14 protein-coding genes are annotated in these 15,858 nt (G+C 63.2%); 11 read left to right on the top strand and 3 right to left on the bottom strand.

What is annotated here, in order from left to right; translation table 11 throughout:
- Positions 1–57 precede the first annotated feature (57 nt).
- Positions 58–783 carry a FadR/GntR family transcriptional regulator gene (locus tag G572_RS0119805; protein WP_037547725.1) on the bottom strand — a complete coding sequence of 242 codons (726 nt, stop codon included), beginning with the start codon at positions 781–783 and terminating at the stop codon, positions 58–60.
- A gap of 377 nt (positions 784–1,160) precedes the next feature.
- On the opposite strand from G572_RS0119805, the gene G572_RS0119800 reads away from it, so the two are divergent.
- The 5 genes from G572_RS0119800 (at position 1,161) to G572_RS0119780 (ending at position 7,400) form a co-directional block, all read left to right on the top strand.
- Complete coding sequence (locus G572_RS0119800) at positions 1,161–2,759, top strand: peptide ABC transporter substrate-binding protein (protein ID WP_245566262.1); 1,599 nt, start codon at positions 1,161–1,163, stop codon at positions 2,757–2,759.
- A gap of 157 nt (positions 2,760–2,916) precedes the next feature.
- Positions 2,917–3,840 (top strand): ABC transporter permease, encoded by a 924-nt coding sequence (locus tag G572_RS0119795; protein ID WP_029059957.1) that lies wholly within the window; start codon positions 2,917–2,919, stop codon positions 3,838–3,840.
- A gap of 3 nt (positions 3,841–3,843) precedes the next feature.
- On the top strand, positions 3,844–4,965 hold the full coding sequence (locus tag G572_RS0119790; RefSeq protein ID WP_029059956.1) for an ABC transporter permease subunit: 1,122 nt from the start codon (positions 3,844–3,846) through the stop codon (positions 4,963–4,965).
- Positions 4,966–4,981: 16 nt separating this feature from the next.
- Positions 4,982–6,592: an ABC transporter ATP-binding protein gene (locus G572_RS0119785; RefSeq protein ID WP_029059955.1), complete on the top strand. Its 1,611-nt coding sequence runs from the start codon at positions 4,982–4,984 to the stop codon at positions 6,590–6,592.
- An 82-nt stretch (positions 6,593–6,674) separates the two neighbouring features.
- Positions 6,675–7,400, top strand: coding sequence for a L,D-transpeptidase (locus G572_RS0119780; RefSeq protein ID WP_051242790.1), 726 nt, complete (start codon positions 6,675–6,677; stop codon positions 7,398–7,400).
- An 18-nt stretch (positions 7,401–7,418) separates the two neighbouring features.
- On the opposite strand, the gene G572_RS24860 is transcribed toward G572_RS0119780, so the two are convergent.
- Positions 7,419–8,120, bottom strand: coding sequence for a GntR family transcriptional regulator (locus G572_RS24860; protein ID WP_051242788.1), 702 nt, complete (start codon positions 8,118–8,120; stop codon positions 7,419–7,421).
- A 176-nt stretch (positions 8,121–8,296) separates the two neighbouring features.
- Between G572_RS24860 and dctP the strand changes: the two genes are divergently transcribed.
- The 6 genes from dctP to G572_RS0119745 all read left to right on the top strand — a co-directional run bounded on the left by dctP (position 8,297) and on the right by G572_RS0119745 (position 15,136).
- Positions 8,297–9,301, top strand: a complete 1,005-nt coding sequence (dctP, locus tag G572_RS0119770) for a TRAP transporter substrate-binding protein DctP (RefSeq protein ID WP_029059953.1) — start codon at positions 8,297–8,299, stop codon at positions 9,299–9,301.
- Positions 9,302–9,481: 180 nt separating this feature from the next.
- Positions 9,482–9,967 (top strand): TRAP transporter small permease subunit, encoded by a 486-nt coding sequence (locus G572_RS24855; RefSeq protein WP_037547498.1) that lies wholly within the window; start codon positions 9,482–9,484, stop codon positions 9,965–9,967.
- Positions 9,964–11,280: a TRAP transporter large permease gene (locus G572_RS0119760; protein ID WP_029059952.1), complete on the top strand. Its 1,317-nt coding sequence runs from the start codon at positions 9,964–9,966 to the stop codon at positions 11,278–11,280. Before G572_RS24855 ends, G572_RS0119760 begins: the two co-directional genes overlap by 4 nt.
- The gene (locus G572_RS0119755) at positions 11,277–12,641 is read left to right on the top strand and encodes a malonyl-CoA decarboxylase (RefSeq protein ID WP_029059951.1); all 1,365 of its coding nucleotides are present in this window, start codon (positions 11,277–11,279) and stop codon (positions 12,639–12,641) included. Before G572_RS0119760 ends, G572_RS0119755 begins: the two co-directional genes overlap by 4 nt.
- Positions 12,638–14,161 (top strand): malonate--CoA ligase, encoded by a 1,524-nt coding sequence (locus G572_RS0119750; protein WP_029059950.1) that lies wholly within the window; start codon positions 12,638–12,640, stop codon positions 14,159–14,161. The genes G572_RS0119755 and G572_RS0119750 overlap by 4 nt, the downstream gene beginning before the upstream one ends.
- Positions 14,162–14,425: 264 nt before the next feature.
- Complete coding sequence (locus G572_RS0119745; RefSeq protein ID WP_051242786.1) at positions 14,426–15,136, top strand: DUF4198 domain-containing protein; 711 nt, start codon at positions 14,426–14,428, stop codon at positions 15,134–15,136.
- Between the two features lie 69 nt (positions 15,137–15,205).
- Here the strand turns inward: G572_RS0119745 and G572_RS0119740 are convergent, their stop codons facing one another.
- Positions 15,206–15,772, bottom strand: coding sequence for a rhodanese-like domain-containing protein (locus tag G572_RS0119740; protein ID WP_037547721.1), 567 nt, complete (start codon positions 15,770–15,772; stop codon positions 15,206–15,208).
- Positions 15,773–15,858 lie beyond the last annotated feature (86 nt).

Raw genomic sequence — 15,858 nt, 5'->3', positions numbered from 1 at the left:
CGCCTGTCACCGCAACTGCCATGCATCGGCCGCAGGCGCAAATCGCGTCTGCGTGTTTCAGGCGTCCGGCAGGGCCTGGGCGGTTTTCAGGATATCGCGGGTCATCGCCATGAGTTTCACCATTTCCCGTCGGGCGGCCTCCGGGTCGCGGGCGGCGATGGCATCGAGCACGAGTCGGTGCTGGTCGAGCGCGATCGGATCGCTGACGCGCGGATCCGATGTGATCGAAATCGAGGCCCGCAGAGCGTTCTCGATGCAGGCGCCGAGGCCGGACAGCAACGCATTGCGGCTCGCCGCCAGCATCAGCCGGTGAAAGCGGACATCCGCGTTCTGGGTCTCGGGGTTGCGTTCGCCGTGGGCCGCGCCCATGGCGTCGAGCGCCTCGCGCATCGCGGCGATGGCGTCGTCGTCGGCATGCTGCGCCGCCAGGGCCGCAGCTTCCGGTTCCACGAGATCGCGAATGCTCACGAGTTCCGCGAGAATTTGGTTTTGCGGCACGACCTTGGCCCGCCAGGCAAGCATCTGCCCGTCGAGAAAGTTCCAGTCGACTTCCGGGCGAACGCTGGTGCCATGCTTGGGACGCGAGGAAATCAGGCCTTTGCCGACCAGCGTTTGCAGCGCCTCGCGCAGGCAGGTCCGGCTGACGCCCAGATCGGCAAGCAGGTCCGCCTCCGTCGGCAATGTCGTGCCCGGCGGATAGGAGCCGTCCAGAATTCGGAGGGCGATGATCTCCGCGACCGCGGATTTGAGGTTGCCCCGCAAGGGAGAGGTTGCGTCTTGCATCTGGCGTGTCTCGAGCCTGTTCTTTTGCGACGTCGTATTCTGCGGACATGCCATCGGGCATCGCCGAGAGCAAATCAAGAAAAACACGCCGCGCCATCAAAGTCCGGATTGCGACCGGCCCCTTCCACCCTGCGGCATCAAGGAAATTTCCGACAATCGAATCACCATTTGAAAAATAATTTTTCTCAAATTCTCAAGCGGATAGAACGTTCTTGGCTTTTTCCGGTCACTCGCGAACGGGCGACGTTGCGGCATCTTGTCATTGCCGTCGATTGGTGAAAAGCTTCGCCCACAACCACCCCCTGTGCCGAAGCGTCCGGACCGTCAGGTCCCGATCAAGAGACGCGGCGCGCGGGTGACAAGATTGGGAGAGAGCTATGACAACCACTTTTGGGGCGGGCATGCGCGCGGGACTGATCGCGGGTGCGCTCGTTGCAGCAACCGCCTTTGGCGCGATGGCCGAAACGGTTTATCATCGTGGCAACGACGGCAATCCGGAGACGCTGGACCAGCACAAGACCTCAACGGTCGCGGAGGCGCATATCCTGCGCGACCTCTACGAGGGACTGATGGTCTATGACGCCAATGCCAAGATCGTGCCGGGCGTGGCCGAAAGCCACAAGGCGTCGGAAGACGGGACGGTCTATACGTTCACACTGCGCGACGATGCCAAATGGTCGAACGGCGATCCGGTCACGGCCGGCGATTTCGTCTATTCGCTGCGCCGGATCATGACACCGGAGACCGGCGCGAAATACGCCAACATTCTCTACCCGATCAAGAACGCGGAACAGGTGAACAAGGGCGAGCTGGCCCCCGAGGAGCTCGGCGTCAAGGCGGTGGATGACACGACGCTCGAGATTACGCTCGAGCAGGCGACGCCGTTCTTCCTGGAACTCCTGACCCACCAGACGGGACTTCCGGTGCATCCGGCGACCGTCGAGGCGCATGGCAGCGATTTCGTCAAGCCGGAGAACTTCGTGTCCAACGGTGCCTTCACGCTTGAGGAGTTCACGCCCAACGACAAGCTCGTGGCGGTGAAGAACGCGAACTACCATGGCGCCGACAGCGTTTCGATCGACAAGGTGATCTTCTACCCGATCGAGGACCGGGCCTCCTGCGTGCGCCGGTTCGAGGCGGGCGAGATTCATTCCTGCTCCGATCTTCCGACCGACCAGATCGCGGATCTGCGCGCCAAGTTCGGCGATCAGGTGCGCACGCCGCCTTATCTCGGCAACTACTATTACGCCGTGAACATGTCGAAGCCGCCGTTCGACGACGTGCGTGTCCGTCAGGCGCTCTCGATGGCGATCGACCGGGAATATGTGGCCGAGGAAATCTGGGGCGGCACCATGGTTCCGGCCTATTCGCTGGTCCCCCCGGGGATCAACAACTACGGCGAGCCGGCCTATGCCGACTACAAGGGCGAGGCAATGCTCGACCGCGAGGACAAGGCGCTGGCGCTCCTGCAGGAAGCCGGTTTCGGTCCCGACAATCCGCTCAAGCTGGAGATCATGTACAACACCTCCGAGAACCACAAGAACACGGCGATCGCCATCGCCGACATGTGGAAGACCATCGGGGTGGAAACCAGCATGATCAACCGCGACCTGGCCAGCCACTATGCGCATCTGCGCGAAAAGGGTGACTACGACATCGCCCGCGCCGGCTGGATCGGCGATTATTCGGACCCGCAGAACTTCCTGTTTCTCGCGGAATCCGACAATGACGGCTTCAACTATGCCAACTACAAGAACGCGGACTACGATGCGTTGATGGACAAGGCGGCCGTTGAGACCGACCTGGAAAAACGGGCCGACATCCTGCAGGACGTGGAAGCGATGTTCATGCGCGACCTGCCGTTCATCCCGATCCTCTACTACTCCTCGCACTCGCTGGTTTCCCCCGCGCTCAAGGGCTGGGAGGACAACCTCCAGAACGTGCATCCGACGCGTCTGATCTCGATCGAGGGCTGAGCGCTCTTTCCACGCGGGAGGCGGGATCTCTTCCGCCTCCCGCCCATCCGTTCGTCGCGATCACGCAGGGTGCCTTGTGCGGGCAAACGCGCACACGATGGTGCAGCCTGTTTCGGTCGCGCAACGGTCGGCGACAAGGACGCGGAGCCCGCTTTTTATGTTCGGTTATGTCACGCGCCGTCTGTTGACGGCGATCCCGACGCTTTTCCTGATCGTTACCGGCGCCTTCTTCCTGATCCGGGTCGCGCCGGGGGGGCCGTTCAATCTGGAACGGCCGCTGGAAGCCAAGGTGATGGAGAACCTCAACCGGATCTATCATCTCGATAAGCCCTTGTGGGAACAGTACCTCTACTACCTCGGCAATCTGGCGCGCGGGGATTTCGGCCCGAGTTTCGTCTATCGGGACTTCTCGGTGGCGGAGCTTTTCGCCTCCGGCTTGCCGGTGTCGCTCCAGATCGGGGCGGGGGCGCTCGTGCTGGCGCTGATCGCGGGAACGTTGCTCGGCATCGCATCGGCGCTGCGCCAGAACCGCCCGGCCGATTACGGCATCGTCGGGCTCGCAACGCTTGGCATCACCATTCCGACCTTCGTGATCGCGCCGCTTCTGTCGCTGGTCTTCGGCGTCTGGCTCGGCTGGCTTCCCGCCGGCGGCTGGGGGGGCGGGGCGTGGTCCTACAAGGTCCTGCCGATCGTCACGCTGGCGTTGCCGCAGATCGCGGTCGTCACCCGGCTCACGCGCGGTGCCATGATCGAGGCGATGCGCTCACACCACATCCGAACGGCCCGCGCCTACGGGCTGAAACCCTGGACCGTGATCGTCGTGCACGCACTGCGCTCGGCGATCCTGCCGGTCGTGTCCTATGCCGGTCCGGCGGCTGCGGCGCTTCTGACCGGCTCGGTCGTGGTGGAAACGATTTTCGGCATTCCCGGCGTCGGTCGCTACTTCGTCCAGGCCGCGCTCAACCGCGACTACACGCTGGTGATGGGAACGGTGATCGTGATCGCCATCTTCATCATCGTCTTCAATCTGATGGTCGATCTGCTCTATGCGGTGATCGATCCACGCGTGCGTCTGGGATAGGTCATGACAGCAGTTACCCAGTCGAGGCCCGTGGAGGGCCGGTCGCTGTGGCAGGACGGCCTCGCCCGCCTGCGCCGCAATCGCGCGGCGATGGCAAGCCTGGTTTTTCTCGTGCTCATGGCGCTCATGTGTCTCGTCGGCCCGTATCTGACCGGCCATGGCTACGATCAGGTTTATCGCTCCTATGTGAAGGTCGGTCCCAGCCTCTCGCCCTATCCAAAGGCCGATGCGATTGCGCCCGCCGCGCGCGACGCGCTGAAGCGGGCGCGCGTGGATGTCGGCGAGCCTGTCGAGATCATCGGGGACAGCGTGCGCATTCCGGTGTCCTCGTCACGTGAGCTCGATCCCCGCATCGTGCGTTATGTCGACCGTGTGGACATTTTCTCCGGCGCCCGGCTGGAGGGGGTGGCGGATGACGGACGCAACGGCCTTATCGTCGCGGACATCGAGCGCTTCACCTTCCTTTTCGGGACTGACGCCACCGGGCGCGATCTGCTGACGCGCACGTTGATCGCCGGGCGGATCTCGCTGACCATCGGTCTGCTCGCGACCGTGGTCGCCATCGTGATCGGCGTCACCTATGGCGCGGTGTCGGGGTATCTCGGCGGCCGCGTCGACCTTGTGATGATGCGCGTCGTCGATATTCTCTATTCGTTGCCCTTCATCTTCTTCGTGATCCTGCTGGTCGTGTTTTTCGGACGCAATTTCGTGCTGATGTTCATCGCCGTCGGCGCGGTGGAATGGCTCGACATGGCCCGGATCGTGCGCGGACAGACCCTCAGCCTGAAACGTCAGGAGTTCATTCAGGCGGCAGAGGCGCTGGGCGTGGAGAACGTCGGCATCCTGCGCCGTCACATCATTCCCAATCTCACCGGCCCGGTGGTGATCTACATGACGCTGCTGGTGCCCCGCGTGATCCTGCTGGAAAGCTTCCTGTCGTTCCTCGGTCTTGGCGTTCAAGAGCCGATGACCAGTTGGGGCGTGCTGATTTCCGAAGGCGCGCGCGACATCGAGGGCAATCCGACGATGCTGCTGTTTCCCGCGATTTTCCTGACGACGACGCTGTTTGCGCTGAATTTCATCGGCGACGGCCTGCGCGATGCGCTCGACCCGAAGGATCGCTGAAATGAAACAGGCGGCAATGACAACGGACGGCGACAACGTGCTCGACATTCGCGGGCTGGACGTTGCCTTTTCGACCAATGACGGCGATGTCCGCGCGGTGCGTGGCATCGACCTTCACGTGCGCAAGGGCGAAACGGTTGCGGTCGTGGGCGAGAGTGGCTCCGGCAAGAGCCAGACCATGATGGCGGCGATGGGGCTTCTGGCCGACAACGGTCGCGCCACCGGCGAGGTCCTCTACCGGGGGCGCAATCTCCTGACGCTGGGCCCCAAGGCGTTGAACGCGGTGCGCGGCGCCAGGATCACCATGATCTTCCAGGAGCCGATGACCTCGCTCGACCCGCTCTATACGGTCGAGCGGCAATTGAGCGAGCCGCTGGTCGAGCATGGCGGGCTGACGCGGAAACAGGCTTCGGCGCGCGCGCTGGACTTGTTGAAGCTCGTGCGCATTCCCGATCCCGCCGACAAGCTGCGGGCGTATCCGTATGAACTCTCCGGCGGCCAGCGCCAGCGCGTGATGATCGCCATGGCGCTTGCAAACGATCCCGATGTGCTGATCGCGGACGAGCCGACGACCGCGCTCGATGTCACCACACAGGCGCAGATCCTCGATCTCATCGCCGATCTTCAGGAGCGCACCGGCGTGGCGGTTGTGTTCATCACCCACGATCTCGGCATCGTGCGGCGTATCGCCGACCGGGTGGTGGTGATGAAGGACGGCGAGGTGGTGGAAACCGGGTCGACGGAGGCGCTTTTTGCCGCGCCGCGCGAGGCCTACACACGCATGCTGCTGGACGCGGAACCGTCCGGCCACAAGGACCCGGTGTCCGAGAGCCGCCCGATCGTCGTCGGCGCGCAGAAGCTCGGCGTCTCCTTTCGCATTCAGCAGGGGTTTTTGAAAGCACCCACGGTCCTCAGGGCGGTCGACGATGTGTCGCTGACCGTTCGCGAGGGCCAGACGCTCGGCATCGTCGGAGAATCCGGATCGGGCAAATCCACGCTCGGGCGTGCGCTTCTGCAACTGCTTCCCCATAGCGGACGGGTGCAATTCGAGGGGCGGGACATCTCCAACGCCGACAAGGCCGGCATGCGGGCCATTCGCCGACAGATGCAGCTGGTGTTCCAGGATCCGTTCGGATCGCTCAGCCCGCGCATGACCGTGGGGCAGATCGTGACCGAGGGGCTGCTTGTGCATGAGCCGACGCTGTCCAGGCGCGAACGCGATCTGCGTGCCTGCGCAGCCCTTGATGAGGTGTCGCTCGACCCCTCGGTGCGCAACCGCTATCCGCATGAGTTCTCCGGCGGTCAGCGCCAGCGCATTGCGATTGCGCGCACGATGGTGCTGAAGCCGCGGCTTGTGGTGCTCGACGAGCCGACGTCGGCGCTGGACCGGACCATCCAGAAGCAGATTGTCGATCTGCTCAGGGATCTCCAGCGCGAGCATGGCCTGACGTATCTCTTCATCAGCCACGATCTCGCCGTGGTGCGGGCGCTGGCCGACACGATCGTCGTGATGAAGGCGGGCAGGGTGGTCGAGGCGGGACCGGCGGCCTCGGTGTTCGATGCGCCCGCCGATCCCTATACGCGCGAGTTGATGGCGGCCGCGCTGGCGCCTGTCATGTCGGGCTAGGCGCATTTTTCGGCACTCGCATCCCGACTTGCAATCGGGTACAAGACCATCAGTTCAACATTTGGAATGTTTGGAGATAGGCATGGTGTCGACCGGACCGGACAAGGCGCAGCGGGATTCGGGTTTGCTCATCTCGCGCCGTTCGCTCGTGCTGGGTGCGCCGCTTGTGCTGGCTGCCTGTCAGACGAGCGGCGGTGTCGCGACCGTCGGCCTGCACAATCAACCGGATCTGCCGGGCGAGGATTTCGACTACGCCTCCGCCTATGCGGCGACGACGGATTACGACTTCAAGGTTCCGGCGATCGCCTACAAGAAATTCGACAGAAAGTACTGGCGCCAGGTCATCGACTACGACACGCGCGAACGTCCGGGGACCATCGTCGTCGATCCTTACTCCAATTTTCTCTACTGGACCCTGCCAGGCGGGAAGGCCCTGCGCTACGGCATTGGTGTCGGTCGTGCGGGCTTTGCCTGGAGCGGCGATGCCAAGGTGCGCGTGAAGCGCGTGTGGCCGATCTGGCGCCCTCCACGGGACATGATCGCGCGCAACCCGGCGCTGGAGAAATACTGGAAGGACGGTTATCCGCGCGGGCCGCGCAATCCGCTCGGAGCGCGCGCACTGGACCTGTGGCAAGGCAGCGTCGACACGCTCTATCGCATCCACGGCACCAAGAAGCCCGAGAGCATCGGTCGAAACGTGTCCGCGGGCTGCATCCGCATGTGGAACCAGGACATCATGGACCTCTTCAAGCGCGTGCCGACCCACACCAAGGTCGTCGTGCTTTCCAAGGCGCCGAAGACCGGCTGACGTGGCGACCGGCTGCAATCACCCTCGCGCGCGACGGGTCTTTTCCGCCGCGGCCAACGAGGCGACGAAATCGTTGAAGCGCTCGCCCTGGATCAGGATATGCGAGCGCAGCACATGCGCGGCCGCATCGGCATCGCCCGACTGGATCGCATCGACCAGCGCCTGATGCTCGGCCAGTGAGTTCCCCACCCGATTGCGCACGCGAAGCTGAAGCCGGCGGTACGGCTTCAGCCGGTTCTTGAGTTCGCGTGCCTGCTCGGCCAGAAAGCCGTTGCCGCTCCCCTCGTAGATCGCATCGTGGAACGCTTCGTTGGCGATGTAATAGGCATCCGGATCGCCAGCTCTTGCGGCGGCGCTGCAGCGCGCATGCGCATCCAGAAGGGTCGCGCACTCTGTCGCATCCATGCGTCTTGCTGCGAGCCTTGCGCACATCGCCTCCAGTTCCGCCATCACCTCGAACATCTCGATCAGGCGCGGAATGCCGATCTCGCGCACGAAGGCGCCTCGGCGCGGGCGGATTTCGACAAGGCCGGAAGCGGACAGCTCGATCAGGGCCTCCCGGATGGGCGTGCGCGAGACGGAAAACCGTCTTGCCAGGGAGACTTCGTCCAGCCGCGTGCCCGGCGGATAGAGGCCGACGGCGATATCGTCTTCCAGCGCCTCGCGCAGGGCATTTGCGGTTCGTCCGGCCGATCTCGAAGGGGAAGCTACGTCTGTCATGGCACGATGATATTCAAGGGATCGTCAATTGTATACAAAAAGCGTTGACTTGGATGCACCGCGATGCTTGCCTTGCAGGATGGCGTGAGGGACCCGGAGGAGGCCGGCGTTCCTGGCGTTCAAAGAGAACAGACCCGACGGCATCAACGCGTGTCGACGGCGTATGGGAGGAAGACATGTTCAAGACACTTGCAAGGGCCGCGCTTGGCCTGACGACGGCCATGGCGCTCGCCATGCCGGCCGCGCATGCGGCAGATGTGGTTCTCAAGGCCTCGCACCAGTGGCCGGGCGGCAAGGGCGACGTGCGCGACGAGATGGTCCAGATTCTCGCACGCGAGGTCGCCGAAGCCGATGTCGGCGTCGAAATCAAGGTCTATCCCGGCCAGTCGCTGTTCAAGGCCCGCGAGCAATGGGGCGCGATGACCAAGGGGCAGCTCGATATTTCGGCTTTCCCGCTCGATTATGCATCCGGTCGCCATCCGCAGTTTTCCGCGACCCTGATGCCCGGCCTGGTGCGCAACCATGACCGGGCCACGCGCCTCAACGATTCCGCGTTCATGGAGGACATCAAGAAGATCATCAATGACGCCGGCGTCGTGGTGATCGCGGACGCCTGGCTCGCCGGCGGGTTCGCCTCCAAGGAGCGCTGCATCACCTCGCCCGAGACGATGGAAGGACAGGTGACGCGCGCGGCCGGGCCGGCGTTCGAGCAGATGCTGGTCGGCGCCGGCGCCTCGATTGCGTCCATGCCCTCGTCGGAGATCTACACCGCGCTGCAGACCGGCGTGCTCGATGCGGCCAACACCTCGTCGGGGTCCTTCGTGTCCTATCGGATCTACGAGCAGGTGACCTGCCTGACGGCACCGGGCGCGAATGCGCTTTGGTTCATGTACGAGCCTATCCTGATGTCCAAGCGCAGCTGGGACAAGCTCAATCAGGCGCAAAAGGATGCTCTGATGGCCGCCGGCAAGGTTGCGCAGGAGTATTTCGTCGGTGAGGCGAAGGGGCTCGATGCCAGGCTCGTGCAGGCCTACAAGGATGCCGGGGTGGAGATCGTTGAAATGTCGCCGGAAGACTATGACGCCTGGCTCACGATTGCCAAGGACACGTCCTACAAGATGTTCTCCGAAAACGTTCCGGGTGGCGACGAACTGATCGCCAAGGCGCTCGCCGTCGATTGACGGTTTGAGCGAACGGCCGCTGGCGCGTCATGCGCGCCGGCAGTCGTGCCCGCCGTCCGGCCCGGGGACGGCCTGTCCCGCAAATGTGGTTCCAATGGCCGGCTCGCGCAATTCGCGCAGTTTTTGCGCCGGCGAACGCGTGCCGTCCGGCCGGCCGGCAAATTCCGGAAGTATCAGGCAATGTCACTCTATATCTATGCGGTTTCAGCCCTGTCGCGGATGCTCGGCGTTGTCGCGATGGCCCTGACGGGCTCCGCTGCGCTGGTGGTGTGTCACATGGTGTTCGTTCGATATGTCCTGAACGGCTCGACCATCTGGCAGACCGAATATGTGATCTACGCGCTCGTTGCCGCGACGTTCCTCGGATCGCCCTATGTCCTGCTGCACAAGGGCCACGTGAACGTCGACTTGTTGCAGCTGCGCGCCTCGCCGCCGGTGCGCCGCGCCATGCAGACGGTCGCCGGCCTGTTCGGGATCGCTTTTTGCGCGCTGCTCGCCTGGTCCGGCTGGACCTACTTTCACGAGGCCTGGAGCTACGGCTGGACGACGGATTCGGTCTGGCGCATTCCGTTGTGGATCCCGCTGCTGCCCCTTCCGGTCGGCATCGGCCTGCTGGTGCTGCAATACATCGCCGAAATCATGAAGATCTACGGAGACGCGACATGACCCCGATGATCTGGGCGGCAGGCGTGCTCGCCGTTCTCCTGGGACTGCTGGCGCTCGGCATGCCGATTGCCTTCGCCCTCGGCTTCGTCTCCATCGCCGCATTGATCCTGGCAGACGGCTGGGGCTCGCTCGGCATTCTCGGGGAGACCTTTTTCGGTGGACTGGCTTCTTTCGGCCTCGTCTCGATCCCGATGTTCATCCTGATGGGAGCGGCGGTTGCCTCCTCGCCCGCAGGCAAGGACCTCTACGAGGCGCTCGACCGCTGGCTGAACCGGGTGCCCGGCGGACTGGTCCTGTCGAACCTCGGCGCCTGCTCGATTTTCGCGGCCCTGTCCGGCTCCTCGCCGGCCACCTGCGCCGCCATCGGAAAAATGGGCATCCCGGAGATGACCAAGCGGGGCTACCCAAACGAGATCGCGGCCGGATCGATCGCGGCCGGCGGAACGCTCGGCATCCTCATTCCCCCGTCGATCACCATGATCGTCTATGGCATCGCGACGGAGACCTCGATCGGACGGCTGTTCCTCGCCGGCCTTTTGCCCGGCGCAATGCTGACCACGCTGTTCATGGCCTGGACGATCTTCGACTGCCATCGCCGGGGGATCGGCCTGGACATGCTGGGTCGGCGCTTCTCGATGCGCGAGCGCTTCGCCATTCTGCCGCGCGTCCTGCCGTTTCTCGGGATTATCGTCGGAATCCTGTTCGTGCTTTACGGCGGCATCGCAACGCCCTCGGAGGCTGCCGGCGTCGGCGCGGTGATGTGTCTCGTTTTCGTCGCCGTGATTTACCGGCTGTGGAAACTCACGCTCTACAGCCAGCTGTTTCGCGACACGCTGAAGGAAAGCGTGATGATCATGATGATCATCGGCGCGTCCGAACTTTTCTCCTTCGCGCTGTCCTCGCTCTTCATCACCCAGACGATTGCCGAATGGATCGCCGCGCTCGACGTCAACCGGTGGGTGCTGATGGCGATCATCAACATGTTCCTGCTGTTCGCCGGCTTTTTCCTGCCGCCGGTCGCCGTGATCCTTATGACCGCGCCGATCCTGCTGCCGATCATCATCCAGGCCGGCTTCGATCCCTACTGGTTTGCCGTCGTTCTCACCATCAACATGGAAATCGGCTTGATAACGCCGCCCGTCGGTCTCAACTTGTATGTGATCAACGGCATCGCGCCGAACATCACGCTTGGCGAGATCTTGCGCGGGTCGTTGCCCTATGTCGGATGCATGGTCGCGGGCATCGTGCTGCTCTGCCTGATGCCCGGGATCGCGCTCTGGCTTCCCGACACATTGATGGGACCTGGCAGATGAACAGCAGCAGTTTTTTCAATGACCTGCTTGGATCCATTGCCGAGCAGGGGCGGCACTTGCTGGATCGGAAACGCGAGCGCGTATCGAGCGGCCGTGCGCTGGGAGACCTGTGCGAGGCGTTGCTTTCCGGTCGTGGCGAGGCGTCGGGTGTCGCGCTCGCACGCGATTTGCTCAACAGCTATGCGGATCTGTCGCCGGAGGAGCGCCTGGCGTTCTTTCAGGAGCTTCACACCCGCTTCGGTGCGGATCGTGCCCGCGTTGCCGAGGCCGCGAGCGCGGTGCTGCAGGCGCCCGACGATGAAACCCTTCTGCAGGGCCTGCATGCCGCAACCGAGCCTCGTCGCCAGGAACTCGTACGGCGAACGAATCTCGCCCCTGGAGGAACATCGGCCCTTGTGAAGATGCGCAAGGATCTGATCGCCTGCCTCCGAGATCATCCGGAGCTGCGCGAGGTCGACCGTGATTTCGAGCATCTGTTTTCTTCCTGGTTCAACCGCGGCTTCCTGGTCATGCAGCGCATTGACTGGTCGACGCCGGCGGTGATCCTCGAACGGATCATCCGCTACGAGGCGGTTCACGAAATTCGCGACTGGGACGACTTGCGCCGGCGGATCGACCTGCCGGATCGCCGTCTCTATGCCTTTTTTCATCCCGCTCTGGTGGACGATCCGCTGATTTTCGTCGAGGTCGCGCTGACTCGCGAGATCCCGGATGCCATCCCGCCCATCCTCGCGGAGGGCCGCGCGGAACTGACGGCGGACGAGGCCAACACCGCCGTGTTCTATTCCATTTCCAACTGCCAGAAGGGCCTGCGCGGCATTTCCTTCGGCAATTTCCTGATCAAGCAGGTGGTGGAGGAGCTGCGCCGGGACCTTCCCAATCTGAAGACCTTCGTGACGCTTTCGCCGGTTCCGGGCTTGCGCGCCTATGTGGAGCAGGCGGCACAGGAGGCGGGAAGCGTCGTTGCCGATGTGCTGGCCGGCGAAAAGGGCGAAGCCCTGGCGCTCGTTGGCGAGAACGAACCGCCGGAACCTTTGAAAGAGCCGTTAAAGGCCGTGTGTGCGCATTATCTGATGCGTGAGAAGGCGAAGGGGACGCGGCCGCTCGACCCTGTTGCCCGGTTTCATCTTGGAAACGGGGCGCGGCTGGAACGCATCAACTGGAATGCCAATCCGTCCGCCTCCGGCCGTCATCAGTCCTACGGGGTGATGGTCAACTACCTTTACAGCCTCGGCGATATCGAGAAGAACCACGAAGCTTTCGCGGCCACCGGTGCGGTCGCCGCGGCCTCCAGCGTGACCCGGCTCCTGAAAGCCGTTCCCGACCCCAAGAAAAAACAGATACCGGACCCCGTCGCATGAGAGACACGAACCATCTTTTTTCCCAGATCCGTTCTGCAATCCGGGACGAGACCGCGCCGTTCCTGAAGACGCCGGATGGGGGCGTCATCACCTATGGCGACATGCTCGCACGCTCGGCTGCCTACGCGAATATCCTGAGTGCCTCCGGTGTGAAGCCAGGCGACCGGGTCGCGGTCCAGGTGGAAAAATCCGCCGAGGCCTTGATGCTTTATCTGGGAACGCTGCGCGCCGGTGCCGTGTTCCTGCCGCTCAACACGGCCTATACGCCGGCCGAGATCGACTATTTCGTCTGCGATGCCCGACCGGCGCTTCTGGTGTGCGATCCGGCACGGCTGAACGCGCTTGCGCAGATCGCGGACAAGGTGGAAAGCCATGTGTTGACCATGGCGGCCGACGGGTCGGGCAGCGTGAGCACGGCGATTGACGGGGCGTCGCGGGAGTTTGGCGACATCGGGCGCGGACCGGACGATCTTGCGGCGATTCTCTACACGTCGGGCACCACCGGCCGCTCCAAGGGGGCGATGCTCAGCCACGAAAATCTCGCGTCGAACGCCCGCGTTCTGATGGATTACTGGCGCTTCACCTCAGACGATGTGCTTCTTCACGCCTTGCCGATCTTTCACACCCACGGCCTGTTCGTGGCAAGCAACATCACGCTTCTTGCCGGTGGGTCGATGCTGTTCCTGCCGAAATTCGATCTCGATGAAATGCTCCGGCTGATGCCCCAGGCAACGACGATGATGGGCGTTCCGACGTTCTACTCGCGGCTTCTGGGATCCGACGCCTTCACCCGCGAGCTTGCCGCGCACATGCGCCTCTTCGTATCGGGATCCGCGCCGCTGTCGGCGGAGGTGCACAAGGCCTTCAGCGCGCGCACGGGACACGCGATCCTCGAGCGTTACGGCATGACGGAAACCAACATGAACACCTCCAATCCCTATGACGGCGACCGGCGTCCGGGAACCGTCGGCTTTCCGCTGCCGGGGGTGGAGCTTCGCATTGCCGATCCGGAAAGTGGCCGGGTTTTGCCCGAGGGCGAGGTCGGCGTCATTGAGGTACGCGGGCCCAATGTCTTCAAGGGCTATTGGCAGATGCCGGAAAAGACGGCGTCCGAGTTCCGTGCCGACGGCTTTTTCATCACTGGCGACATGGGACGGATCGACGAGCGCGGCTACGTGAGCATTGTCGGCCGCGCCAAGGACCTGATCATCACCGGCGGTTTCAATGTCTATCCGGCCGAGGTCGAGGCCGTGATTGACGAGATCGAGGGCGTGGCGGAAAGCGCGGTCATCGGTGTCCCGCATGCCGATTTCGGCGAAGGGGTCGTCGCTGTCGTTGCTCCGCATCCAGGCGTCACGCTCCAGGCCGAGGGCATCGTCGCGCCGCTGGCCGAGACGCTGGCGAAGTTCAAGCAGCCCAAGAAGGTCTATGTCCTGCCGGAGCTGCCGCGCAATACCATGGGCAAGATCCAGAAGAACGTCTTGCGCGAGCAATACAAGGATACGTTCGGCGCGCGATAGCGCCGATCCGCGAAAGACACGCGCGCTGGAACAAGCCGCCGATCCGCAACGCCCGCCGTATCCGGCGGGCGTTTTGCGTTTCAGGCCCTGCATTTCCAAAACGATTGCCAGGCCGGCCGGTGCCGGTCGGCAGGCGCGGGTCGCCCGCCGCGCGATGGACGGGATTTTGCCATGCAAGGGCGTTGACCGCTCGCAACCAATCGCATACGTAATGTTATGTCATAACATTACGTATGCGAGGTTCGAATGAGAGTTTCCACGGCAATGATCGCCGCGCTTGCGGTCTTGGGGTTGGTTCAGAGCGCGCAAGCACATGGCATCTGGCTCGCCGAGCGGTGGGGGGAGATTGCAATCGTCTATGGACACGGTGCATCCGACGATCCCTATGACCCGGCCAAGATCAGCACGGTTCAGGCTCTGGACGAGGAGGGCAAACGGCTGTCGGTAGAGGTGAGCGCACGGAAAAACCACGCTCTTCTTGCGGCGGAAGACAAGGCTGCCGTCGTTCTTGTCGATTTCGACAATGGATTTTACACCGAGGGCGCGGATGGAAAATGGGTGAACTTGCCAAGGAGCAAGGTGCCAGGCGCCCGCAAGGCTGGACGCTACCTCAAGCACACTCTGGCGATCAGGCATCTGCATGGCGACATGCCGAAGCTGCCGCAACAGGATCTGCAGATCGTGCCACTGAGCAACCCGACGGAATTGAGCGCCGGGAAGACCCTGAGACTTCGCGTTTTATACAAGGGAAAACCGTTGTCCGGGGTCGCGCTCATCCCCGACTACGTCAACATGTCGGGGGAGAAACAGGGGACGACCGACGATGCCGGTGAGATCGATCTGACGGTTCGCAACGACGGGCTGAATGTGATTGCCCTGTCGCACGGAGCGCCGCTCGAAGACGATCCGGATGCAGACACCGTCGAGCATTTCGCGACGCTGTCTTTCGAGGCCGGTAAAGGCCATACGCACTGACCGGTTGGCGGGTCGCGTCCGAAGGGGGCGACCCGCCGTGCTCTTGGAGAGAACGAAACGGTTTTGTGTCTAGAACAGGTTCTCGACCGTGGTCAGGCCGAGGACCGTCCAGTCCTGCATGCCGCCGCGATAGTAGTGGATCTTTTCCGCCGGGAAGCCCTCGCGCACCATGGCCTTGATGGCAAGCGGGCTTTGGGCACAGGCCGGTCCGTTGCAGAAGGCGAAGACGGACAGCGCCTCGTTGCAATCCCAGGCGCCGGATTCGCCCGTGCACCCCAGTTCGTCGAGGCGCATCGCGACTTCGGTGTAGGGAATATGGATGGAGCCTGGAATGGTGGACTTTACGCGCCATTCCATGGTGCGCATGTCGACGACACGGGCCTTGTCGTCCTGAAGGGCTTCCAGAACTTCAAGCTCGCCGGCCGGCTGCACGCCCGGCTCGGGAATGATCGGTTGAAGCACGCCGCCGATCAGCTGGGTGTCGTTCTTGTGGCGGGTGATTTCCACCGGGCCGTCTTCAGTTTCGATCGTGATCGCCGATGTCTCGGGCCCGATCTTCAACGTGTTTTCGGCCTGTGCGGCAAATCCGGTGAAGGCCAACAGGGCGACCCCGGCCAGGGCTGATGCGATTTTCATGGTCATTCCTCCCGCTCGGCCGGCTGTGCCGGCACTCATTCGAGTTCATATTAATGATTTCGAATGTGAGCGCAAAGTGCAAGTCC

It is taken from the genome of Stappia stellulata DSM 5886, from assembly GCF_000423705.1.
Taxonomy (GTDB): Bacteria; Pseudomonadota; Alphaproteobacteria; order Rhizobiales; family Stappiaceae; genus Stappia; species Stappia stellulata.
The sequence above is the reverse complement of the archived record's forward strand: the minus strand, read 5'-3'. Positions and strand labels throughout refer to the sequence as shown.

Bases quoted from the DNA above. Each gene is read 5' to 3' on its own strand.
- G572_RS0119805 (WP_037547725.1), bottom strand. From the start codon at position 783: ATGCAAGACGCAACCTCTCCCTTGCGGGGCAACCTCAAATCCGCGGTC.
- G572_RS0119800 (WP_245566262.1), top strand. From the start codon at position 1,161: ATGACAACCACTTTTGGGGCGGGCATGCGCGCGGGACTGATCGCGGGT.
- G572_RS0119795 (WP_029059957.1), top strand. From the start codon at position 2,917: ATGTTCGGTTATGTCACGCGCCGTCTGTTGACGGCGATCCCGACGCTT.
- G572_RS0119790 (WP_029059956.1), top strand. From the start codon at position 3,844: ATGACAGCAGTTACCCAGTCGAGGCCCGTGGAGGGCCGGTCGCTGTGG.
- G572_RS0119785 (WP_029059955.1), top strand. From the start codon at position 4,982: ATGACAACGGACGGCGACAACGTGCTCGACATTCGCGGGCTGGACGTT.
- G572_RS0119780 (WP_051242790.1), top strand. From the start codon at position 6,675: ATGGTGTCGACCGGACCGGACAAGGCGCAGCGGGATTCGGGTTTGCTC.
- G572_RS24860 (WP_051242788.1), bottom strand. From the start codon at position 8,120: ATGACAGACGTAGCTTCCCCTTCGAGATCGGCCGGACGAACCGCAAAT.
- dctP (WP_029059953.1), top strand. From the start codon at position 8,297: ATGTTCAAGACACTTGCAAGGGCCGCGCTTGGCCTGACGACGGCCATG.
- G572_RS24855 (WP_037547498.1), top strand. From the start codon at position 9,482: ATGTCACTCTATATCTATGCGGTTTCAGCCCTGTCGCGGATGCTCGGC.
- G572_RS0119760 (WP_029059952.1), top strand. From the start codon at position 9,964: ATGACCCCGATGATCTGGGCGGCAGGCGTGCTCGCCGTTCTCCTGGGA.
- G572_RS0119755 (WP_029059951.1), top strand. From the start codon at position 11,277: ATGAACAGCAGCAGTTTTTTCAATGACCTGCTTGGATCCATTGCCGAG.
- G572_RS0119750 (WP_029059950.1), top strand. From the start codon at position 12,638: ATGAGAGACACGAACCATCTTTTTTCCCAGATCCGTTCTGCAATCCGG.
- G572_RS0119745 (WP_051242786.1), top strand. From the start codon at position 14,426: ATGATCGCCGCGCTTGCGGTCTTGGGGTTGGTTCAGAGCGCGCAAGCA.
- G572_RS0119740 (WP_037547721.1), bottom strand. From the start codon at position 15,772: ATGAAAATCGCATCAGCCCTGGCCGGGGTCGCCCTGTTGGCCTTCACC.